This window comes from Larkinella bovis, assembly GCF_042655385.1.
Lineage (GTDB): Bacteria > Bacteroidota > Bacteroidia > Cytophagales > Spirosomataceae > Larkinella > Larkinella bovis.
In genome coordinates this window covers 118,791-139,871 of record NZ_JBHSMA010000002.1, presented here as the reverse complement: position 1 = coordinate 139,871, position 21,081 = coordinate 118,791, and the positions used below count along the sequence as shown (strand labels likewise).

Here is a 21,081-nt window from a genome sequence, read left to right as displayed (position 1 = left end):
TAGAGCAGGCCGTTCGGTGCCAACCGAAACGGCGTACGGCCCAGAAAGCGCTCGTAGACCCAACAGTGCCGGACAACCGCCGGCACTGTTGGCATTTCATGACCTCTATTACAAAGCCGGCACGAACAAGACGGCGTCGGCCACCGTCGGGCCGTCGGGCTGCTTAACGGCAATTTCCACCGATGCGGTTTTGCCTTTCGGTAAGGTATATTCGCCCAGCGAAACCCACTCCCCGGCGGTCTGCCCCACCACCACAATATCAGCCGGTTTAATCGGAACCACTTTGCTATTCTTGCCGTCCGAAACCGTAACCCTCAGCTCGGAAGTGCTTTTGGTCAACCGGGGGTAATAGGTATAGAGCCGGTATTTACCCGGTTTAACAATCTCTGGCGTAAACCGCACCGACGCAGCTTCCGTGCTCGTCCCATCATGCATCAGGTACGACGGTCCGTACCCCGCTTTGCTCTTGTTCTCCAGCCGCCAGGGACCAGTGGTGGTTATAAACGTGGTATTCTCATTATCGACCAGAATTTCGGGCGTGCTGCCGTCGCCCAGCGGATCGGTTTTCAGTCGTTGCTGGAGTTTGACCACATCAATTTTCTGCACACTGGTTTTCGCATCGATCGCCATTGAGGCCGCCAAGGCCGTCGATTGGCCCAGCACCATGAAAACCGGCTCCATCCGAATCGACCCGTAGGCAATGTGCGAGGCCGACAGGCAAACCGGCACCAGCAGATTCTGGCATTCGGTTTCTTTCGGAATCAGGGCTCGGTACGAAATCGGATACGGCCCAAAACCGCCCACCTCGACATTACCCTCGTTTTTCGCCATTTTCTTCCCGTTTTTCTCGATCACGATGCGTTGAATGTTGTGCGAATCCATCGTGTAGGCCGCCATACCGACCCCATCCTGAACCACTTCTTTGCCCTGGCAATTGGCCTGCGTCATGACGTAGCTTCCCACCATCCGACGCGCTTCCCGGATGTAGAGCTGCGGTGACCAGTGACCGTTATCGGTGTATTCATCTTTCGGATAGCCCCATTTCAGCATTTCCTGCCGAAGCTCCTGCGGCACCCGCGAATCATGTCCAAAGAAATACAGCAATCCTTTGGTATACCGCTCATGATTGCGGATGATCTGCGCCCGTTTTTCGTAGCTGCCATCCGGGTATTCGTAGTTCATCCCGATCATATCGGTCGAAAAACCGTTGCGGTTGTTGATATCGGTTTTTTTGTTGGGCATACCGCTCCAGATGAAATAGTCGTTGAGCGTGCGTTTCTGCGGCTGGGCGTTGATGAGCCGGGCGAGCAGTTCGTAGTGCGTCGAATCGTAGCCTTCCGGACGCGTGATCGGCACCTGATTGGCCGGATCGGACGTCAGACAGATGCGGTAATTATAGGCCTGTACCTTCGAGTCGCCGGTGCCGTTGGGCTCCAGTTTCGCCGGACTGACACCCCACACCAGCCCCGATTCCGGCTGGCCGGGTAGTTTATAGGGATCAATCCCGTCGGGCAGTTGGTGGCCCGTCATCAATTGTACCCCGCTCAACGTTTCGTTATACGTCGAGTTGTCTTCGCGCCCGACGAAGTACGAAACCCCGGCTTTGGCCATCAGATCCCCTTCGTACGAACAATCGATAAACATCTTCGCCCGAACCGTGCGTCTGGCCGCCGGGTTGCCGGCGTTTTCCAGAACAATCTCCTGAATCTGCCCCCCGGTTTTCTTCACGCTCGCCAGTCGGTGCGAAAACAATACATCGACCTTGCCGCGTTTGACGTAGTCGTTGAAGAGGTTTTCGGCCACATGGGGTTCAAAAATCCATTGTTCAAACTTGCCGTAATGTTGCCCAATGCGCCGGTAATAATCGCGGGCAATGCCCGTAATGGCGTATTTGTTGCCGATATCGGTCAGGCCCAGCCCGCCGGAGGTCATTCCGCCGAGGTGTTTCCCGGGCTCAATCAGCAACACGGTTTTTCCAGCTTTCCGGGCCGTATAAGCGGCCATAACGCCCGCGGAGGTGCCGCCGTAAACGCAGATATCCACCTGCTGCTGGGCCATGGCAGCATACGCAAGCATCAGGTTGAGGAAAAGAAGGAGTGGTCTGTATCGCATTTGTTTATCTGTTATTATACCGCGCTAATGAAAAGGTACCGGGTTTTCACAAAGTCCATTCACTGCTCCAGGCGATAAAAGTGTCCCTGGCTCTTTTCAAAGGCCGAAAGGCCGGAAAATTACTTACCGGCGGTGGTCCCTTCGCGGACCGACCGCCTTCATTCACCAGGCCTGTTCACAGTCTAGACCCGCTTTTCAACAATTCAGATACCGGTTTAATCTGTTGGGAAGCTCGTTTTTTGGCTTCAGAAGTCATCTTCCTTTGTTTTGTAACGATTCTGGCAACCAGAACGACGAACAACAAAAACTACTGAACAACCATGAAAATGCGTTTTATTGCGCTTCTGGCGCTGGTCCTTCTTTCCGTAGCCTGCAAAAAAGGGAGTCATGTTGACATCGATCCGGATACCGGAGAGAAACCGTCGGGAGGAGCCGGTAAAATCCCGGCGGAACTGGTCGGCAAATGGTCATACGGCACCTTCTCGCCCACCAATTTCTGGGATTATAACGGCAAGTACACCGGTAACGCCTACGAACAGGCGCTCGTGTTCGAATTTCACGCGAACGGCACGTATGAAGAATACATTGTTAATTCAACCACCAGCTATAACTGCCGGACCGAAGCGTATACTTATTTCAAAGGAACGGTGAAAGTCAACGAAGCCGACCGCACGTTGGTCATTACGCCCAGCAGCGGCAATTACCGGGGTTTCTACGCCTGTGCGCCCAAAAGTAACATCAACCGCGACGCCCGTAAGGATGAGCTGAAGCCGGAAACCATGAATTATCAGGTGGAAACCGGTAAATCGGCTCTTAAATTGTCCGACGCCGAAAATCCGCAGGGCGTCCGGCTGAAAGCCGTGACGTGGTAAAAGCTCGAACCGCTGGTCGGGATTTGCAACTCAAACTGCTGGTCGGGATTTGCAATCCCGACCCTACCTGCCCCGGATTTAAAATCCGCGACAGAGGAGATCAAGATTACAAATCTTGATCAGCGATAGCGTTACTTCCAGGTGCGCAGGCCGTCAAAGCAAGGAAAACCAACCCCTTTGCACATCATGGGCCTACGCAATCCGATTTTCGACGAATACGCTTACTTTCTGACGTTAACCGTGGTGGATTGGGTCGATGTTTTCACCCGACCGGTTTACAAAAATATTGTGGTTGACTCATTGCGGTATTGCCAACACCACAAAGGGCTTGAGTTATACGCCTGGGTGCTAATGACCAATCATTTACATTTGATTGCGTCGACCAAAGCAGGATGCTCGATGTCGGACCTGCTGCGGGATTTGAAAAAATTCACCTCCAAAGCGTTGGTCAAATCCGTAACAGAAGGCCCGGAAAGTCGGCAGCAATGGATGCTCTACCGCTTTGAGTTTGCGGGCCGGTACAATCCCAAAATTAAGGATTACAAACTCTGGCAGGACGGCAGTGAGCCCAAGGAAATTTTCAGCGATTCATTTTTAGCGCAAAAACTTCAGTATCTGCATAATAATCCCGTTCGGGCCGGTATTGTGGAATACCCCGAGGAGTATTTGTACAGTTCAGCCCGGAATTATGCCGGAAAACGGGGACTGTTAGAGGTGATCATTCTTTGACGGACTCGGCGGATTGCAAATCCGCGGCAGGTGGGGTCGGGATTTAGAAATCCCGACCAGCAGGACCAGCAGGATTCCACTTTCCGGCTCACTTCCGGTTTTTTGTCTGATTTTCGAGCAGCATTACCCCGGCTTTCGACTGCTGCCAACGCTTGAGCAGTTCCTTCGGTGTAGGCGTTACCCGGAAGGCAAACGAACCCAGCAGAATGTCCTCGTCGCCGTCCTGGTCAACATCGGCGGCATCCATGACGAGCCACGAACCCCGGTCGGACTCAGGGAACGATTTGGGTCGAAACCGGTTATTGCCCCGGTTTTCCAGGTAGACAAAGTTCTCCAGTCGCTTTTTCGTCAGGTCCGGAAAGAACGCAATAGCCGCCACGTCCAGATCGCCGTCGCCGTCGAAATCCCGGGCCAGCGCTTTCATGGCGCCGTGCATCGGATAAAACCAGGCTTGCCGGAACCGAAAGTTGCCTTCGTTGCGGAACAACCGGATGCCGTGGTACCGCTTCAGGGAGTTCGAATAATCGGCGTTATCGCCGTTCGTGTAAAGTAAATCCAGATCACCATCTCGATCAAAATCAACGACATCCAGGTAAATGGAACCGAAAACCGGCGGAAACCGCAACACGGTTTTCTTCCAGAACCGCCCCCCCCCTTCGTTGTTGAAAACCGCCACCTGTTCGTCGCTTTGCGACAGCAGCACAACAATGTCCTTCCGACCATCGGCATTCATATCCGCCACCACCGCCCGCACCGCGCCGGGCAGCGGTTCCAGAATGTGCTCCACATAACCCGATCCGGTATTTTCGTACCAGCTGAGCTGCCCGACAAAATACCCAAACTGGCACACCAGAATATCTTCTTTGCCGTCGCCGTTCAGATCCGCATACACCGCTTCGACCGGGCGTTGCAGTTTTTTCAGCAACGTGCTTCGTTCGATTTTCTGGGTAATCGGCTGACGGACGATGTGCAGCAATTCGCCGTTCATCAGGTCATTGGGGTCCATGGTGCCCATCGTCAGCACGTCCAGACTCCCATCGGGACGGGCGCGCAGGTGCGACGGGGGACTGAATGTTACCAGAGAATCGACTTTTTGCAGATCGGAATTGAGGAAAAACAAGCGTCCGCGCCGGCTCCCGGCGGCAATTCGCCGGCTTTGGGGCTCGTATGTCAGCAAAGTCAGCAGGTTGTCGACGGGCTGGGTTGGCTGACGCACCTTGAAGAGCGGCAGGTCATACGAAACGGGCGGTTTGGGAGCCTGCGGAAGCATTGTATCCGGGGCGTTCTGGAGGTAATATTCCTCAATTTTCGTCCAATCGTCGGGATGGACCATCGGCACCTGGGCAAAAGCCGTCGAATGCAACACCCGCTCAATCTCTTCCGGCTCGCTCATCTGCCGGAAGGGCGACAGTGAATCGGCCATAAACCCCATTCGAAGCGCCATCTGGGGCAATACCTTCTTTTTCCAAATCTCTTTTTCCAGCAAATCCGGTGACGGAAAAGCGTGACACGAACGGCAATAGATCCGGGCCAGTTCCGATCCGCTCAAACCGGACGGTTCGGTAGGTGTAGCCGGTTTCTGGCCCTGATTACAGGCCGTTATCCAGACCGCCAACAGTAAAACGCTTAAAAACGAAATTGATCTATGGAAAGACATTGTATAATAAAAGGCATTCAACAAACTTATCACAAAACGGCCTGTTTTTCAAGAAAGCCCGGAAACCGCATCATTTTTTCGCATTTCTTTGCACGACATTCAGGCCGTACTTCCTTATGATCAACTGCATTCTTGGCGTCGATATCGGTACCACCAACGTCAAAACACTCGCTTTCCAGCCGGAAACCGGGGATATCATCGCGCACGCATCGGCGCCCCTGACGACCCTCCACCCCCAACCCGGTTTTGCCGAGCAGGATCCCGATGATATCTGGAAAAAACTCGTGGGCGTGCTGGATGAAGTGTGCCGGGAAGTCAGCCAGCAACAGGCCCGTATCGAAGCGGTGGGGTTCAGTTCGGCCATGCACAGCAGTCTGGCGATCGATGCCGCCGGTAAACCGCTGACCAACGCGATTCTGTGGTCCGACAACCGCGCCGAAAAACAGGCGGCTATCCTCCGGCACGAACAGGCCGAACTGGGGAAAGACATTTACCAGCGAACCGGCACCCCACTGCATCCGATGATTCCGCTGTGCAAGCTGGCGTGGTTTCGTGAACACGACCTGCGGCTGCTGCGCCGGGCCACCGGCTGGATTTCGATCAAGGAATACATCTGGCACCAGCTGACCGGAGCGTATCAGATCGATTATTCGATGGCGACAGCGACGGGCCTGTTTGATAGTCAGCGCAAAGAATGGTATCCACCGGCCCTCGACTTTGCCGGTTTGCGACCCGAACAGGTATCGGAGCCGGTCCCGACGACCTACGCCAGCCGTCTGACAAACCGGACGCTCCCCTCCCCGGTTACGGAAGGTCTGGCTACGGCAAAATTATACATCGGCGCGTCGGACGGCTGTCTGGCCAACCTGGGGGCGGGGGCAATCGAAGCCGGTATTACCACCATTACGATCGGAACCAGTGGGGCCATCCGACGCACGGTTCACCGGCCACTGCGCGATGATCAAGGCCGTTTGTTCAGTTACATCCTGGATGTGGGCGATCGCACCGACGAAAACTATTATGTCGTGGGCGGGCCGACCAATAACGGGGCAAATGTGCTGCAATGGGTAGCCGAAAAACTGACCCAACGGGAAACGGATGCGGTTTTGGCCGAAGCCGCCACGGTGCCCCCCGGTTCCGACGAGTTGCTGTTTCTGCCCTACTTGCAGGGCGAACGGGCCCCTTTATGGGATGCCGGGGTACGCGGCTCCTACCTGAATGTCGACTGGCAGCACGGACGGGCGCATTTTGTGCGGGCCGCGCTGGAGGGGGTGCTGTTCAATCTGTTGCGGATCGAACGCCTTCTGTCGCGGCATACCGGCCCGACCAAAGTGATCCACGCCAACGGCGGTTTTGCCCAATCGGCGTTCTGGGTCCAGATGATGGCCGACATTTTTGGGGTCCCGGTCCGGCTGAACGAAAGCAACGAAAGTGGGGCCATTGGCGCGATTTTGTTAACCATGAAGGCCACCGGACGGGTTTCCAGTCTGACCGATGCCACGCGCCATGTTGGTTTTGGCCAGACCTTCGAACCGGATACCGACCGACACCGGCGGTATCGACAGGTGTACGAACGATTCGAAAAGGCACTGCCCTAATTCACTTTTTGCCATGAAACTCAAACTAAGCGGCAAGGATCTCCGGAAAATCGGGTATCCGGAGGGAAAAGTTATCAGCATCGCCATCAGCGTGATGCAGCAGTTTTTCAAGCATACTGCCCAGGCCGAAGCACTGGAGATTCTGGAAAAAATACGGAAGAACCCCACGGAATACCTCGAAAACGAGACTTTGGGCACTATTGCTGCCGAGTTGGTGGAAAAAACGAAGGCCGAAATACCCACCGAAATACCGCTCAGCCCGGACCGGAAAGAATATACGATCTACGGGGCCGACCATATTGAAGCGGGGGCCATCAATCAGATGGAAATTGCCATGCGGTTACCGGTTACGGTGGCCGGAGCCCTGATGCCCGATGCCCATCAAGGGTACGGTTTGCCCATTGGTGGCGTTTTAGCCGCCCAAAATGCCGTGATTCCGTACGGCGTTGGCGTTGATATTGGGTGCCGGATGTGTCTCAGCATTTTCGACTTACCGGAAAGCCTGCTCACCGGTGAAACCCGAAAGCTGAAAAATATTCTACAACGCGAAACCCTTTTCGGAGCGGGTCGGGAGTTCAGCCACCCGCTGGACGATGAAGTGCTGGAACGCCCGGAATTCCGGCAGATTCCGCTACTGCGCGGGCTGCATAACAAAGCCGTCCGGCAAATCGGCTCATCGGGTTCGGGCAATCATTTTGTGGAATTCGGCATGGCCAGCATCACCGATCCGAACAATGAATTTGAGGTTCCGACCGGAACTTACCTGGCACTGCTGTCACATTCGGGGTCGCGGGGGCTGGGGGCATCCATTGCCAACCATTTCACGAAAGTGGCGATGGAAAAAACACCGCTGCCCCGGGAGGCCAAACACCTGGCCTGGCTGTCGCTGGATAGTGAGGAAGGGCAGGAATACTGGCTCGCGATGAATCTGGCGGGCGATTATGCTTCGGCCTGCCATCACCAGATTCACGCCAAGATTGCCAGAGCCCTGGGTGAAAAACCGCTGGCGAGGGTGGAAAACCACCACAATTTTGCCTGGAAAGAACGGCATGCCGGCCCGGGCGCAGAACCGCAGGAACTGATTGTTCACCGCAAGGGCGCTACGCCGGCGGGTGCGGGCGTGCTGGGTATTATTCCCGGCTCGATGACACAACCCGGTTTTATCGTTCGCGGTCGGGGCGAAACCCACTCCCTCCATTCGGCTTCGCACGGGGCTGGGCGCAAGCTCTCACGAACGGCCGCGAAAAACAGCCTGACCTGGTCGCAGGTGCAGGATGTGCTGAACCAGAACGGAATTACACTCATCGGCGGAGGGCTCGACGAAGCACCGATGGCGTATAAAGATATTGACCAAGTCATGCGTTTTCAACACGACCTGGTCGAGGTTGTAGGCCAGTTCAAGCCCCGAATTGTCCGGATGGACGACTGAATGTCTGTAGAGTTATTCAATAAAGTGCTTCTGATAAATGTCAAGAACGTGATCACGGGTGCGTTTTAGCCGCATTTTGACCGCACTGTTGTTGATGTTGTACTGCCGGGCAATTTCGGTAACGTCAATATTATCGATGTATTTGAGCTGAAGCAGGGCCAGTTGGTCCGGTGATAACTTTTCCATGACCATTGCCAGTTGATTCAGCATGGAATGAGTGGTTTCGTGCCCTTCCGAGTCGGCAAAATTCTCGATATCTACTTCATCCATCGCAACCATATCCATTCGACTGGCAACCCGGCTTTTTTGGCGACAATAATTTCTTGAAATGGAGAACAACCAGGTCGAGAAGGCCGAACGTCCCTGAAACTGGTCAATCTTGATGAAAACCTGCAGAAAAATGTCGTGCGTGTAGTCCTGCGCTTTAACCGGGTCGCGGGTAAAAGCCAGACAACTCCCGTAAACCTTCCGAAAATAACGTTTATAGAGGGTATCCAGGCAATCGGCACGACGGGTGGATAAATAGGAACGGATAAGCTCTTCATCCTTTAGTTTACATTTCATAAGAAAAAGGTTACTAGTTGTGAGTCACGGTTTAAACGAACGAAAAATCAAAAAATACAATCACTACCTCCCTAACGTTACCCTATAGACGTTACCTGGTTCGAAGCAATAAAGAGATTGCTTTTGCCAGACTGGAATTAATAGCGATGTTACTGATTTTATACCAGTGTTAAGTACAATTTCCCCGCCATAGACCCTGAACAGAACTTATAACTACATCAACGGTTAGATTAACAGTATCAACTGAATGAGATAGAGTATAAACACTTATCATTTTCCTAAGTAACTCCAAAAAAATATCAAATTGGGTAGAATACTATGAATTAGGTTCCTTATATGTCAAATGCAACTTTTTACTGTACAAACACAAGCTATGTAATAACTTTTTCATAATTAGTAACTAGATTGCAACACGTTCCTTGCGCAAACAATTCGTTTGCGTTTTTACCAGATCATACCATCGACCAGAAGGAAAAATCCACTTACCATAGCCTTTTCTATGAAATCCCGTCAGTGTCTTATTGTAGACGATTCTGATTCTTCGGTAGCTATTTTGCAGGAATATATTGCCAGACTACCATTTTTCATGCCTCCACAGATTTGTAGTTCTGCCCGGGAGGCAATGGCACTACTGCACCAGCACCATTTCAATCTGGTATTCCTGGACATTAGTCTCCCGGATCAAACCGGTTTGGATTTACTCCGGAGTATACCGCATCCCCTATCCGTAATTATTACATCGGCCTATTCCGAATACGCCGTCGACAGTTACGATCTGAATGTAGCCGATTACCTTCTTAAACCCTTTTCGTTCGTTCGGTTTACGAAGGCCGTCGGCCGGGCGCTGGGCGTTCAGGTGGCCCAAAACAGTCTGGCGGAAGATAATTTCATTTTTTTGAAAGTCGGCCACGCCATGCAGCGTTTCGATTACAGCGACATTGATTACGTGCAGGCTTTTGGCACGTATTGCAAGGTTTATGTCAACCAGAAAATCATTGTGGTTAACGAGATCATTTCCCAGCTTGAACAGCTATTACCCGCCCACAAATTTCTCCGGATTCATAAATCGTACCTGACTAACCTAGCCAAGATCAACAGCTATAATTACCGGAACGTGTTCATTGGCTCGGCTAAAATTCCGCTGGGTGCGTCGTATCGGGAGAAATTCGAAGGGTTTCTCAGCTTGCTCGATAAAAAAACCGAACTTACCTAGGCAATCCGGCCGAACGTATACCCCCTGCTCTTTATGAATCCGTTGCCCTGCCTCCTTCCCTCCCGTTTTTCAGCAAACCGGCCGAAAACCGCATCCGCCGGGTAGGCCGCAGGCGCAATCGCGCTATCCCGGCCCGGTTTCTGCGCGCCCCTCACCGCGCTGGTTAGGGGCCGTCTCCAACGGGTCAGAAACCAGTGCCATTTTGCCCAGAACGTCAACGGGGCTATCGCTACGGAATACGTTCTGCCGCGTTTAATTGAACCCAAACCCTAGTGGGTCAGACCGGGATTTGCTAACTTGCGTTCCCTTTTTTCCTGATTTATGTTTGTTGAAGCCATTGAGCGGGTCGACCCTTTTGTGCGGCCTATTTTGTCGATTGTCCGGCGGTATGGGAGTAGTGAGATAATTCCGGCCTGTTCAACCATGTTTTTCGTGAACGAACAGGCGTGTGCCATTACCTGCAAGCACGTAGCTGAACAACTGGTGAATTCGGATTCCATTCACCAGAATTACATGCGGTTTCAAGGGGAGCGCCGTTCGATTCCGCGTGACAAAAACCAACCCAAACGGCTGGAAGAGCTCGAAAAGCGGTACGGCCTCCGGCAGGAAAGTATCATCCGAATCCGCAACCAGTTTGTGAATTCAGTGGATCAGTTCACCGAGATCACGTACCATTTTCATCCCACGCAGGACCTGGCCGTTGTTCAATTCAAAGGATATAACCAGCTTAAATACAACTCCTGTGCGGTTTTCCTGCGCGACAGCAGCAAAGTCCGGCAGGGTCGGAGTTTATGCCGGCTCGGCTACCCGTTTCCGGAGTTTACGAATTACCGGTTTAACCCGGACCTCGACGATATCGAGTGGACCACCGAGGGCCGGAGCAACACGCCCCGTTTTCCGATCGACGGAATCATCACGCGCCTGCGGGGTGAAAACGGCGAAGTGATCGGCATCGAGATGAGCACCCCCGGTTTACGCGGCCAAAGCGGTGGCCCACTTTTTGATACCAGCGGTATTATTTACGGCATGCAAAGCTCGACACGCCACCTGCACCTCGGCTTCGACATCGAAGACCGTGAAGTGATTGTGAACGGCCGCCAGACCCGGGTTTCGAACTACCCCTTTCTGAACGTCGGGCAGTGTGTGCACGTTGACATTATCAAGAAATTCCTGCGGGATCTGAATATTAAATTTTATGAGGGATAGAACCGCCCGGTTCTGTTCCTGAGTGCTACTACCGTAACTTAAGCGATGTAAAGAGGAATGATTTCACAACTAACGGCGTATTCGTTGGAAACACAAACCGAATCGGCGATCGAACTCCTGAAACGGCTGATCGCAACGCCTTCCTTCAGCCGGGAAGAAGACCGCACAGCCCTGGTAATTGAACAGTTTTTCCGGCAACGGGATATTCCGTTCAGACGGACCAAAAACAACATCTGGACGCATAACCGGCACTTCGATCCGTCGAAGCCGACGCTGCTGCTCAACTCCCACCACGACACGGTCAAACCCAATGCCTCGTGGACGCTCGACCCGTTTCACCCCCTGGAGCGCGACGGCAAGCTTTACGGTCTGGGCAGCAACGATGCCGGAGGCTGTCTGGTGGCGCTCATTGCCACATTCTGTCATTTTTACGACAAGAAAGACCTGGCCTACAACATCGTCCTGGCAGCCACGGCGGAGGAAGAAGTGTCCGGTCGCGACGGCCTGGAACTGATTCTGCCCGAATTGCCATCCATCGATTTTGCCATTGTGGGCGAGCCGACGCAGATGCACCTGGCCGTGGCCGAAAAAGGACTGCTCGTACTTGACTGCACGGCGAAAGGCAAATCCGGCCATGCGGCCCGCGACGAAGGCGATAACGCGATCTACTACGCCATCCAGGACATCGAATGGCTCCGGAGCCATCCGTTCCCGAAGGTGTCGCCGACACTTGGACCGGTAAAGGTCTCCGTGACCATCATCAACGCCGGAACACAGCATAACGTGGTGCCGGATACCTGCACGTTCACCGTCGACGTACGCGTGACGGAGCAATACACGCTGGAGGAAATCATTGAGACGATTCGTAAAAACATTCGCTCAACCGTTCAGCCGCGCTCGATCCGGCTAAAACCTTCGAGTATTCCGCTGGATCATCCCATTGTAAAAGCCGGTCTGGCCCTGCACCGCGAAACCTACGGCTCACCCACCACCTCCGATCAGGCGCTGCTCGACTGCCCGTCGCTCAAGTGCGGTCCCGGCCATTCCGAACGCTCCCATACCGCCGATGAATTTATTTATTTACGGGAAGTTGAGCAGGGAATTGAGTTATATATTCGAATGTTGGAACAAATCCTGTAAGCCATGCTTTACCCACTCACGTTTGAAACGATTTTTAAAGACAAAATCTGGGGCGGTCAGAAAATAAAAACCGTACTTGACAAAGACTTCGCGCCCCTGCCTAACTGTGGAGAAACGTGGGAAATCTCCGGCGTTGCGGGTAATATTTCCGTAGTAGCTGAAGGACCGTTGAAGGGCAAAAGCCTGCAGGAATTGCTGGAACATTATAAAGAAGAGTTGGTCGGCCAACACGTTTACGACCGGTTTGGCAACGAGTTTCCGCTGCTGGTCAAGTTCATCGACGCCAACGACGACCTCTCGATCCAGGTCCATCCGAACGACGAGCTGGCCAAAAAGCGGCACAACAGTTTCGGCAAAACCGAGATGTGGTACATCATCAAAGCCGACGAAGGCGCGACCCTCAACTCCGGTTTTACCCGCGAAGTGACGAAGGACGAATACGTGAAAGCTGTCGCCGACAACACGCTGATGGACCTGCTGAACATCGAACCGGTGAATGCGGGCGACGTTTTCTTCTTACCGGCGGGCCGGGTTCACTTTATTGGAAAAGGCATTCTACTGGCCGAGATTCAGCAAACCTCCGACATCACGTACCGGATTTACGACTTCGACCGCACCGACGACAAAGGCCAGAAACGCGAACTGCACACCGAACTGGCCGTCGACGCGATCGATTACCGCCATTACGATCACTACAAAACCCCGTATGACCCGCAGCCGAATCACAGCGTCAATGCCGTAACGAGTGATTACTTCGTCACCAACGTGCTGAATTTCGATCAGGAGGTGATGCACGATTACACGCACCTGGATTCGTTCGTGATTCTGGTCTGCGTGGGCGGTTCGCTCACCATCGAAACCGGCGAAGGCTACCGGCTCCCGCTCAAAATGGGCCAGTGTGCACTGCTGCCCGCGTCAACCCGGCAGGTGACGCTCCTGCCCGACGGCGACATGACCGTTCTGGAATCATACGTTCCGTAAAGGATTAAGAGTTGTGAGTGAAGAATTAAGAGTTAAAAAGGTCCGCCAAAAGCCCTAATCCGCAGAGCCAACTCTTCACTCATAACTCTTCACTCATAACTAATTTATGAACTTTCTCTACTTCCTTTTTGCGTTTCTGGTTGGGGTAGCTACCAGCGTGCAGTCGGGAGTCAACTCCCAACTGCGCCAGATGGTAACCCACCCGATTCTGGCGGCTCTGATTTCGTTCGGTTCCGGTTTTGTGGTCCTGACGGTGATTAGCCTGATTCTTCGCGCGCCGGTTCCGACCTGGGAAGCGGTACGGGAAATTAGCTGGTGGAAATGGACCGGCGGTTTGCTCGGTGCCGTTTACGTCACCACCGTGATCATTACCGTTCCCCGAATCGGCGCCGGTAATTTACTGAGTCTGAGTGTAGCCGGTCAATTGCTGGCGGCTGTCATTCTCGATCATTACGGTTTGCTGGGCTTCAAAGAACACGGACTCACCCTGTGGCGACTGATGGGCGTGCTGCTGATTGTCCTCGGTGTGGTGCTGGTGGTCAAAAATTAACCAAAGCCATGATCAAATACCGCTTCTATCCTACCCTGCTGAATGTCTTCTCCCGCTACCTGGCCGGAGGGAACTTCACGATGCAGCAACTGCTCGACACGATCAACCGGGTGCCAACGCCCACGACGGCCGCTCAGGAACGCGGGGTCCGGTTTGAAGATGCGGTGGTCAAAGGCGAGGACGAAGAGCGGTTTAACCCCGACATTCTCGAAAAATTCCGGCGGTATCTGCCCCGACCCATCGTCGAAACGCAGGTGTATTGTCAGTACGAAATTGACGATGTACTATTTTACGGTTACGTCGATCTGATCGGCAAGTTCAAAGCCGTAGACATCAAGACAACGGCTTCCTACCAGCACCCCCGTTATACGTTCAACCATCAGAACCTATACCTCCACGCGCTGAAAAAACGCGGCATCCGGCTGATGGAATACCTCATTACCGATTTCAGGGAGGTGTACGTGGAAAGTTATTCGCTCACGCATCCGATTGATAAACAGCTCGAAGAAATCCGGCTTTTCAAGCAATTTCTGGAAGAACACCGCGAACTGATTTCCGATCCGAAGATTTTTGTAACGCCAGAGTGAGTAAAATTGTTGTCACACAGAGTTTATCAGAGAAAATCGGAGGTACACAGAGAACCCCTGATTAACTCTGATCGTCTCTGATAAACTCTGTGTAACAACAATTCCCAAATCCATGAAAAAAACCGCCCTTCTTCTTGTGCTCTCGATTACCGTCCTTTTCTATTCCTTTCAGAAAGAAAAATGGGTCAAGCTTTTCAACGGCAAAGACTTTACCGGCTGGACCATTCGCGGAGAAAAGGTGAAGAACGACTACCGCATCGAAAACGGCGAGATCGTGGGCATTTCAAAACCCAACTCCCAGAACACGTTTCTGTGTACCGATAAAAACTACGACGACTTCATTCTGGAGTTGGAGGTCAAAGTCGATACCGGCATGAATTCCGGCATTCAGTTCCGCAGCGAAAGCCGCCCGGATTTCAAGAACGGACGGGTGCACGGCTACCAGGCCGAAATCGACCCGGCGGCCCGGGCCTGGAGTGGCGGTTTATACGACGAAGCCCGGCGCGGCTGGCTGGTCGACCTGAAAAACAACCCCGAAGGCCGGCAGGCCTTCAAGAAGTTTGACTGGAATAAATACCGGATCGAAGCCGTTGGCAAAACCGTCAAAATCTACCTGAACGGTGTCAAAACCACGGATTATACCGACACGCTGGCCACGCAGGGATTCATCGCGCTGCAGGTACACGGCACCAAAGTAGAGCGCCCGATGGAAGTCCGCTGGCGCAATATTCGCCTGCAGGAACTGAAGCGAAAATAACGTCCTTACGCTAAATCCTGCTTTTTTATTCCCCGCCAACCCACAACCTTTGCGGCATGATCAGCCGCTTTTTCCGTCAGTATCGGGATGCCTACCGGGGCCTGCCGGCCCCGGTCTGGCTGTTGGGAGCGGTCATGCTCATCAACCGAAGCGGTACGATGGTGCTGCCCTACCTGACCTTGTACCTGACCCAGCACCTGCACTACAGCGTTACGGAAGCAGGCCTGGTAATGGCGGTATACGGGGCCGGGGCTCTGGCCGGGACGTTTCTGGGTGGTAAATTGTCGGATCGGTTCGGGTTTTATCCGATCCAGTTTCTCAGCCTGCTGACTGCCGGTTTTTTCCTGATTTTTCTCCAGGTGGCGGAACAGCTTTACGCCATGTGTGCCGTGGTGTTCGTCTACACACTGCTGGGCGACGCCTTCCGCCCGGCGGTTTCGTCGGCGGTGGCCTACTACAGCACGCCCGAAAACCGGACCCGGGCCTATTCGCTCAACCGGCTGGCTATCAACCTCGGCTGGTCGCTCGGGGGCGGTTTGGGCGGTTACCTGGCCGCCATCGACTACCGGCTCCTGTTCTGGGTCGATGGGATCACCTGCATTGTGGCGGCCCTTGTTTTACGCGCTTACTTGCCCCTTCCCGGGCAATCGACCACATCCCTGCCCGAAGTGGAGGGCGTCAATGCCAAAACCGGGTCGCCCTACCGCGACACGCTGTTCCTGTTGTTTACCGTGGCCACGACCTTGTTTGCCATCGGTTTCTGGCAGTTGTTCAGCCTATTTCCTCTTTACCTCAAGCAATTTCTGCAACTCAACGAGTCCCGGATTGGCCTGCTGATGACCATGAACGGGCTAATGATTGCCTTCACCGAAATGCCGCTGATCTACAACCTTGAAAAACGATATGCCCACCTGAAACCCCGGATCATTGCCTCGGGTGTGGCGCTGGTCGGTTTTTCGTATGTATTGCTCAATCTGGGTTTTTCCCCCATACTGGCGGTAGTCTGCGTGTTTTTCAACACACTGGGCGAAATGCTGGCGATGCCGTTCATGCAGTCGTTTACGGTCGAACGGGCGAATTCCCACAACCGGGGGCAATACCTGGCCCTGTATTCGATGGCGTACGCGGTGGCTCAGATCACAGGCCCGGCCCTGGGTTCGCAGGTGGTTGCCTGGGGCGGCTTCCCGCTGCTGTGGGTGCTGGTGCTGGGGTTGTGCCTGACGTCGGCGGGCGGTTTTTGGTGGATTTCAGGGCGCGTAAAACCGGTTATTTCGGAAACCGTCTGAGTGAATCGTGTGTTAATAAATGGGGTGATTTTCTACTCAGAAATGCAGGTTTGTCCCACTCCACAAAAATGATTTATCCAACACACACAATATGGAAACACTGAACCGCATTGGACTCAATACCGAAAAAAGTGAAGAACTGGCTACCTTGCTGAACGAATTGCTGGCCAACTATTCCGTGTTTTACCAGAATACGCGCGGGTACCACTGGAACATCAAAGGGGACAAATTCTTCGAGTTGCACCTGAAATTTGAAGAGCTGTATACCAGTTCCCTGCTGAAAATCGACGAAATTGCCGAGCGGATTCTGACGTTGGGCCACACGCCCGCCCACAACTATTCGGACTACGCCAAAGTATCCAGCATTGCCGAAAGCAAAGAAGTTTCCGACGGGCGGAAAGCCATCGGGGAAATCCTGGAGGCTTTCAAAATTCTGCTGCAGAAAGAACGGCATTTGCTGGCGCTCTCGGCCGAAATCGACGACGAAGGCACCAACGCCCTGATGAGCGATTACATCCGGGAGCAGGAAAAACTGGTCTGGATGTATTCGGCCTTTCTGAACCGCTAAGTTTCCGCCAGGGCGCTTTTCCGCATCGATCCGTCAAGTCATTCTGTCGCAGGAAGGGCTCGGCGGTTTTTGTTTTTTACCAAATCTTCCAAATACCGCTTAATTTTGCGGCATTCACTGAATTCGCTACACTCTTGAAACTCTGGCAAAAAGACAATACCGACCCTAACTCCTCGGCCGCAGCCGCCAAAATTGAACGGTTTACGGTCGGGCGCGACCGCGAGATGGATGTATACCTCGCTCCGTTCGACGTCCTCGGCAACCTCGCCCACGCGACTATGCTCGAAACCATCGGACTTTTAACGAATGACGAGCTCAGCGTGCTGTGTGCAGAGTTATTAACGATTTACCGGCAAATTCAGGAAGGGCAGTTTGCGATTGAAGATGGCGTCGAAGATGTTCATTCGCAGGTCGAACTGCTGCTGACCCGGAAACTGGGCGATATTGGCAAGAAGATTCACAGCGGTCGGTCGCGGAACGACCAGGTACTGGTCGACCTGAAGCTCTTTACCCGCGACCGGCTCTGGCAGGTGGCCGAAGCGGCCCGGCAGGTGTTCGACCGGCTGATTGCCCGGTCGGAGCAACACAGGAACGATTTGTTGCCTGGTTATACACACTTGCAGATTGCCATGCCATCGTCGTTCGGACTGTGGTTTGGGGCCTATGCCGAAGCCCTGGCCGACGATATGCTGACGCTGCAAGCCGCCTACCGCCTGGCCAACCGCAACCCCCTGGGTTCGGGAGCGGGCTACGGTTCGTCGTTCCCGCTGAACCGGACGCTAACCACCGAGTTACTTGGTTTTGAAGGCCTGCACGTCAACGTAGTGTACGCGCAGATGAGTCGCGGAAAAACCGAACAAACCGCCCTGACCGCCCTGGCCGCCGTGGCCGCCACGCTCTCGCGCATGGCAATGGACATCTGCCTCTACAACAGCCAGAATTTCGGTTTTCTGACCCTGCCCGACGCCCTGACGACGGGGTCGAGCATCATGCCACACAAGAAAAATCCGGACGTAGCCGAACTGCTGCGGGCTAAAACCAACCGCCTGAAAGCCCTGCCGATGGAAGTAACGCTGGTGATGAGCAACTTGCCGTCGGGTTACCACCGCGACATGCAGTTGCTCAAAGAAATTCTGATGCCCGCCTTTGACGAAATCCTGGACTGTCTGCAGATCACGGATTTCATGCTGGAAAACGTGCAGGTGAAACCTAACCTGCTCGCCGATCCGAAATACGATCTGTTGTTCAGCGTCGAACGGGTCAATGAACTGGTGTTGCAGGGCGTCCCCTTCCGGGAAGCGTACCGAATCGTGAAAACCGAGGTGGAAGGCGGCACCTACACCGCCCCGCGCGACTTGCACCATACCCACGAAGGCAGCATCGGCAATCTGGGCAACGACCAGATTGTGGCTTACATGGATACGGTTTTTCAGGGTTTTGGCGTCGCCCGGGTACAGCAGGCCGTGGAACGGCTATTGCAGCCCTGACGTTCCCGCCGGAAGGCTATACGCGTACAAAAATAATAAAGGGGCCTTTTTGCCCCTTTTTTCTTAACGCTTACTCCACCCGATACGCCACGAGTTTATTCCTGAAAAACGTCGGAACAACGACCAGCTTTTTGCCGGGAACGTAGTCGATATCGGCGGCATTGACTTTTTCGGGCCGGGTATCGATCAGTTGCTGTTTCTGGCCGTCGGGCGTGATGTAGAAAAGCCGCCCGTTCCAGTCGGAAACAATGAAATCCTTTCCCACCGCCACAATGCCGTCGGTATTGGCCATACCATCGGCCAGCTTGGTAAGCTTTTTGGTTTCGACGTCCATTTCCTGCAACGCCCCGATTTTGGTGCTGCCCACCATCAGTTTTTTGGTACCCACGGCCAGTAAACCGTTCGGATTATTGATATCCCCCCCATCGACCCAGGTTTCCCACTGGTCGTCTTTCAGGCGGTAAATTTTATTGTTCCGGTTATCGGAAACGTAAACCGTCCCCGCTTTATCGATGGTGACATCGTTCAGAAAGGCCTTTTTGTCGTCGGCATCCCAGGTTTTTTCGGCCTGCCCGTTCGACAGATTGATGGCCACCAGCCGGTAAACGTCCGTAACATACAGCCGGTTTTTGTGAATACCCATGCCTTTGGGCGCGTTCAAACCGGTGGTCCATTTCAGGTTTTCGATTTTGCCATCCAGCGATACTTTCGAAATAAAACCATCACCGTCCAGCGAGTCGCCTTTCCCGACAATATTGGCCACGTACAGCACCTTGCCTTTGGGATCATACAGGACCGATTCCGGCGTTTTCAGGGTGGAGTCGGTTTCCCAGACTTTAACCAGTTTCTTTTCTTTTTTCGGGGACTCAAACGACGATAGCGCAACGGTTAGCAACAGGCTGCTGCCCAGCAGAAGGTGTAGTAGACGCATGTTCAAGAGCGGATGGTTTGTGATTACAGGCTGTAAGTTAACGATATGCCGGTCGTTATTCCAACCCATACCCCGGTTTGTTACCGAATCGTCTTAGCTTAACCGGACCGCAAAGAGTTCCTTGGAATTGTAATAGACGTAGAGTACCACCAACAACGTCACGACGCCCCCCAGCGCCACCGACGGCACCACGCCCAGCGCCCGGGCCGCCACGCCCGATTCAAACGCGCCAATCTCGTTCGACGAACTGACGAAAATCCCGTTGACGGCTGCCACCCGACCCCGCATGTGGTCGGGCGGAAAAATCTGCAAAACCGTGTTCCGGATCACCACACTCACGCTATCGAACGCGCCGGTCACAAACAGTGCCACTACCGACAGCCAGAACGAGGTCGAGAACGCGAACACCAAGGTAAAAATGCCAAAACCGAGCACCGCAATGAGCATATTCCGCCAGGCATTGTGCGTGGGTGGAAACCGGGTCAGCAGCAGCATGGTGCCGATGGCCCCGACGGCTGGAGCTGCCCGCAGCACGCCCAGCCCTTCGGCGCCCACTTTCAGAATATCCTCGGCGAAAATGGGCAGCATGGCCACCACGCCCCCAAACAGGACGGAGAACAAATCCAGCGAAATGGAATACAGAATGATTTTGGTTCTAAAAACAAACCGGATGCCCTCCTTCAGACTGTTCCACAGGCTGTCCTGGTGCCCCTCCATTTTCACGACCGGTTTTTTGCTGATCATCGAAACCAGCACCAGACACACCAGCAGCAACCCGATCACGACCAGCAACGAATTATCGAGCCCCAGCCAAACGTACAGAAAACCGGCAATTCCCGGCCCGGCAATGGCCCCGGCCTGCCAGAACGAGCCGCTCCAGGTGGAGGAATTGGCGTAGAGTTCGCGGGGCACCAGAAACGGTTTCAGCGATGAACTGGTGGGTGAATAAAACCCTTTGGCGGTTCCGATCAGCACCAGCACACCGTAAATGACGGCCAGTTGGGCGGTTTGGGACAAGTGCGCGACCACCGAGGGTTGAAAAACAAAGTAAAGAATGACTGATCCCAGAATGATCACCGACAGGCTGATTTGCAGAATGGAGCGTTTCTCGCGCCGGTCGGCCAGGTGACCGCCAAACAGCGACAAGGCAATAAACGGCAGGGCTTCGGCCAGCCCGACGAGGCCGAGCGCCAGCGGATCGTGGGTCATTTTGTACAATTCATAGCCCAGAATCACCTCCTGAATCAGAAGCGTGGCCGTAATCAGAAAACTATTGGCAGCAAAAAACCGAAATTCGGGGTAGCGAAGTGAAGCGTAGGGGTCCGTCGGTGAATTCATACTACAAAATTAACTGTTCAACCATGATTCTGCTGAATAGTAAGGCCAGCCGTGGTTTCTTTGTTCCGTCAATTGT

The 21,081-nt window shown here is 53.7% G+C and carries 19 protein-coding genes; 14 read left to right on the top strand and 5 right to left on the bottom strand.

The window, feature by feature from the left end; all coding sequences use genetic code 11:
- Positions 1–108: 108 nt before the first annotated feature.
- Positions 109–2,112 carry an FAD-dependent oxidoreductase gene (locus tag ACFPMF_RS07960; protein WP_379842887.1) on the bottom strand — a complete coding sequence of 668 codons (2,004 nt, stop codon included), beginning with the start codon at positions 2,110–2,112 and terminating at the stop codon, positions 109–111.
- A gap of 320 nt (positions 2,113–2,432) precedes the next feature.
- On the opposite strand from ACFPMF_RS07960, the gene ACFPMF_RS07955 reads away from it, so the two are divergent.
- Entirely contained in the window at positions 2,433–2,984 is a 552-nt protein-coding gene (locus ACFPMF_RS07955; RefSeq protein WP_379842885.1) for a hypothetical protein, read from the top strand.
- A 186-nt stretch (positions 2,985–3,170) separates the two neighbouring features.
- The gene (locus tag ACFPMF_RS07950; RefSeq protein WP_379842883.1) at positions 3,171–3,713 is read left to right on the top strand and encodes an REP-associated tyrosine transposase; all 543 of its coding nucleotides are present in this window, start codon (positions 3,171–3,173) and stop codon (positions 3,711–3,713) included.
- Positions 3,714–3,801: 88 nt separating this feature from the next.
- Here ACFPMF_RS07950 and ACFPMF_RS07945 read toward each other — a convergent pair whose 3' ends face one another.
- Positions 3,802–5,328 (bottom strand): FG-GAP repeat domain-containing protein, encoded by a 1,527-nt coding sequence (locus ACFPMF_RS07945; protein WP_379842880.1) that lies wholly within the window; start codon positions 5,326–5,328, stop codon positions 3,802–3,804.
- A gap of 158 nt (positions 5,329–5,486) precedes the next feature.
- Here ACFPMF_RS07945 and ACFPMF_RS07940 point away from each other — a divergent pair, with 158 nt between their 5' ends.
- Complete coding sequence (locus ACFPMF_RS07940) at positions 5,487–6,968, top strand: gluconokinase (protein ID WP_379842878.1); 1,482 nt, start codon at positions 5,487–5,489, stop codon at positions 6,966–6,968.
- Positions 6,969–6,981: 13 nt separating this feature from the next.
- The gene (locus tag ACFPMF_RS07935; RefSeq protein WP_379842875.1) at positions 6,982–8,397 is read left to right on the top strand and encodes an RtcB family protein; all 1,416 of its coding nucleotides are present in this window, start codon (positions 6,982–6,984) and stop codon (positions 8,395–8,397) included.
- Positions 8,398–8,409: 12 nt separating this feature from the next.
- Here ACFPMF_RS07935 and ACFPMF_RS07930 read toward each other — a convergent pair whose 3' ends face one another.
- Entirely contained in the window at positions 8,410–8,961 is a 552-nt protein-coding gene (locus ACFPMF_RS07930) for an RNA polymerase sigma factor (protein WP_379842873.1), read from the bottom strand.
- A 499-nt stretch (positions 8,962–9,460) separates the two neighbouring features.
- Here ACFPMF_RS07930 and ACFPMF_RS07925 point away from each other — a divergent pair, with 499 nt between their 5' ends.
- From ACFPMF_RS07925 to argH, 10 genes are all read left to right on the top strand, one after another.
- Positions 9,461–10,174 carry a LytR/AlgR family response regulator transcription factor gene (locus ACFPMF_RS07925; protein WP_379842870.1) on the top strand — a complete coding sequence of 238 codons (714 nt, stop codon included), beginning with the start codon at positions 9,461–9,463 and terminating at the stop codon, positions 10,172–10,174.
- Positions 10,175–10,495: 321 nt separating this feature from the next.
- Positions 10,496–11,380 (top strand): trypsin-like peptidase domain-containing protein, encoded by an 885-nt coding sequence (locus ACFPMF_RS07920; RefSeq protein WP_379842868.1) that lies wholly within the window; start codon positions 10,496–10,498, stop codon positions 11,378–11,380.
- Positions 11,381–11,437: 57 nt separating this feature from the next.
- On the top strand, positions 11,438–12,520 hold the full coding sequence (locus ACFPMF_RS07915; protein WP_379842865.1) for a M20 family metallo-hydrolase: 1,083 nt from the start codon (positions 11,438–11,440) through the stop codon (positions 12,518–12,520).
- 3 nt (positions 12,521–12,523) lie between these two features.
- A complete protein-coding gene (locus ACFPMF_RS07910; protein WP_379842864.1) occupies positions 12,524–13,501 on the top strand; it encodes a type I phosphomannose isomerase catalytic subunit in 978 nt (325 codons plus the stop codon).
- Between the two features lie 106 nt (positions 13,502–13,607).
- A complete protein-coding gene (locus ACFPMF_RS07905; protein ID WP_379842863.1) occupies positions 13,608–14,051 on the top strand; it encodes a DMT family transporter in 444 nt (147 codons plus the stop codon).
- 8 nt (positions 14,052–14,059) lie between these two features.
- Positions 14,060–14,638, top strand: coding sequence for a PD-(D/E)XK nuclease family protein (locus ACFPMF_RS07900; protein WP_379842862.1), 579 nt, complete (start codon positions 14,060–14,062; stop codon positions 14,636–14,638).
- A gap of 112 nt (positions 14,639–14,750) precedes the next feature.
- On the top strand, positions 14,751–15,395 hold the full coding sequence (locus tag ACFPMF_RS07895) for a 3-keto-disaccharide hydrolase (RefSeq protein WP_379842861.1): 645 nt from the start codon (positions 14,751–14,753) through the stop codon (positions 15,393–15,395).
- 56 nt (positions 15,396–15,451) lie between these two features.
- Complete coding sequence (locus ACFPMF_RS07890; protein WP_379842860.1) at positions 15,452–16,681, top strand: MFS transporter; 1,230 nt, start codon at positions 15,452–15,454, stop codon at positions 16,679–16,681.
- A gap of 91 nt (positions 16,682–16,772) precedes the next feature.
- Entirely contained in the window at positions 16,773–17,249 is a 477-nt protein-coding gene (locus tag ACFPMF_RS07885; RefSeq protein ID WP_379842859.1) for a Dps family protein, read from the top strand.
- Between the two features lie 134 nt (positions 17,250–17,383).
- Positions 17,384–18,736: an argininosuccinate lyase gene (gene argH / locus ACFPMF_RS07880; protein WP_379842858.1), complete on the top strand. Its 1,353-nt coding sequence runs from the start codon at positions 17,384–17,386 to the stop codon at positions 18,734–18,736.
- 70 nt (positions 18,737–18,806) lie between these two features.
- Here argH and ACFPMF_RS07875 read toward each other — a convergent pair whose 3' ends face one another.
- Both ACFPMF_RS07875 and ACFPMF_RS07870 read right to left on the bottom strand, forming a co-directional pair.
- Positions 18,807–19,667 (bottom strand): SMP-30/gluconolactonase/LRE family protein, encoded by an 861-nt coding sequence (locus tag ACFPMF_RS07875; RefSeq protein ID WP_379842857.1) that lies wholly within the window; start codon positions 19,665–19,667, stop codon positions 18,807–18,809.
- Between the two features lie 93 nt (positions 19,668–19,760).
- Positions 19,761–21,005 carry an MFS transporter gene (locus tag ACFPMF_RS07870; protein WP_379842856.1) on the bottom strand — a complete coding sequence of 415 codons (1,245 nt, stop codon included), beginning with the start codon at positions 21,003–21,005 and terminating at the stop codon, positions 19,761–19,763.
- Positions 21,006–21,081 lie beyond the last annotated feature (76 nt).

Excerpts from the sequence above, each read along its gene's own strand:
- ACFPMF_RS07890 (WP_379842860.1), top strand. The coding sequence starts at position 15,452 with ATGATCAGCCGCTTTTTCCGTCAGTATCGGGATGCCTACCGGGGCCTG.
- ACFPMF_RS07895 (WP_379842861.1), top strand. The coding sequence starts at position 14,751 with ATGAAAAAAACCGCCCTTCTTCTTGTGCTCTCGATTACCGTCCTTTTC.
- ACFPMF_RS07950 (WP_379842883.1), top strand. The coding sequence starts at position 3,171 with ATGGGCCTACGCAATCCGATTTTCGACGAATACGCTTACTTTCTGACG.
- ACFPMF_RS07955 (WP_379842885.1), top strand. The coding sequence starts at position 2,433 with ATGAAAATGCGTTTTATTGCGCTTCTGGCGCTGGTCCTTCTTTCCGTA.
- ACFPMF_RS07915 (WP_379842865.1), top strand. The coding sequence starts at position 11,438 with ATGATTTCACAACTAACGGCGTATTCGTTGGAAACACAAACCGAATCG.
- ACFPMF_RS07910 (WP_379842864.1), top strand. The coding sequence starts at position 12,524 with ATGCTTTACCCACTCACGTTTGAAACGATTTTTAAAGACAAAATCTGG.
- ACFPMF_RS07900 (WP_379842862.1), top strand. The coding sequence starts at position 14,060 with ATGATCAAATACCGCTTCTATCCTACCCTGCTGAATGTCTTCTCCCGC.
- ACFPMF_RS07960 (WP_379842887.1), bottom strand. The coding sequence starts at position 2,112 with ATGCGATACAGACCACTCCTTCTTTTCCTCAACCTGATGCTTGCGTAT.
- ACFPMF_RS07925 (WP_379842870.1), top strand. The coding sequence starts at position 9,461 with ATGAAATCCCGTCAGTGTCTTATTGTAGACGATTCTGATTCTTCGGTA.
- ACFPMF_RS07930 (WP_379842873.1), bottom strand. The coding sequence starts at position 8,961 with ATGAAATGTAAACTAAAGGATGAAGAGCTTATCCGTTCCTATTTATCC.
- ACFPMF_RS07905 (WP_379842863.1), top strand. The coding sequence starts at position 13,608 with ATGAACTTTCTCTACTTCCTTTTTGCGTTTCTGGTTGGGGTAGCTACC.
- ACFPMF_RS07940 (WP_379842878.1), top strand. The coding sequence starts at position 5,487 with ATGATCAACTGCATTCTTGGCGTCGATATCGGTACCACCAACGTCAAA.
- ACFPMF_RS07875 (WP_379842857.1), bottom strand. The coding sequence starts at position 19,667 with ATGCGTCTACTACACCTTCTGCTGGGCAGCAGCCTGTTGCTAACCGTT.
- ACFPMF_RS07870 (WP_379842856.1), bottom strand. The coding sequence starts at position 21,005 with ATGAATTCACCGACGGACCCCTACGCTTCACTTCGCTACCCCGAATTT.
- ACFPMF_RS07920 (WP_379842868.1), top strand. The coding sequence starts at position 10,496 with ATGTTTGTTGAAGCCATTGAGCGGGTCGACCCTTTTGTGCGGCCTATT.
- ACFPMF_RS07935 (WP_379842875.1), top strand. The coding sequence starts at position 6,982 with ATGAAACTCAAACTAAGCGGCAAGGATCTCCGGAAAATCGGGTATCCG.
- ACFPMF_RS07885 (WP_379842859.1), top strand. The coding sequence starts at position 16,773 with ATGGAAACACTGAACCGCATTGGACTCAATACCGAAAAAAGTGAAGAA.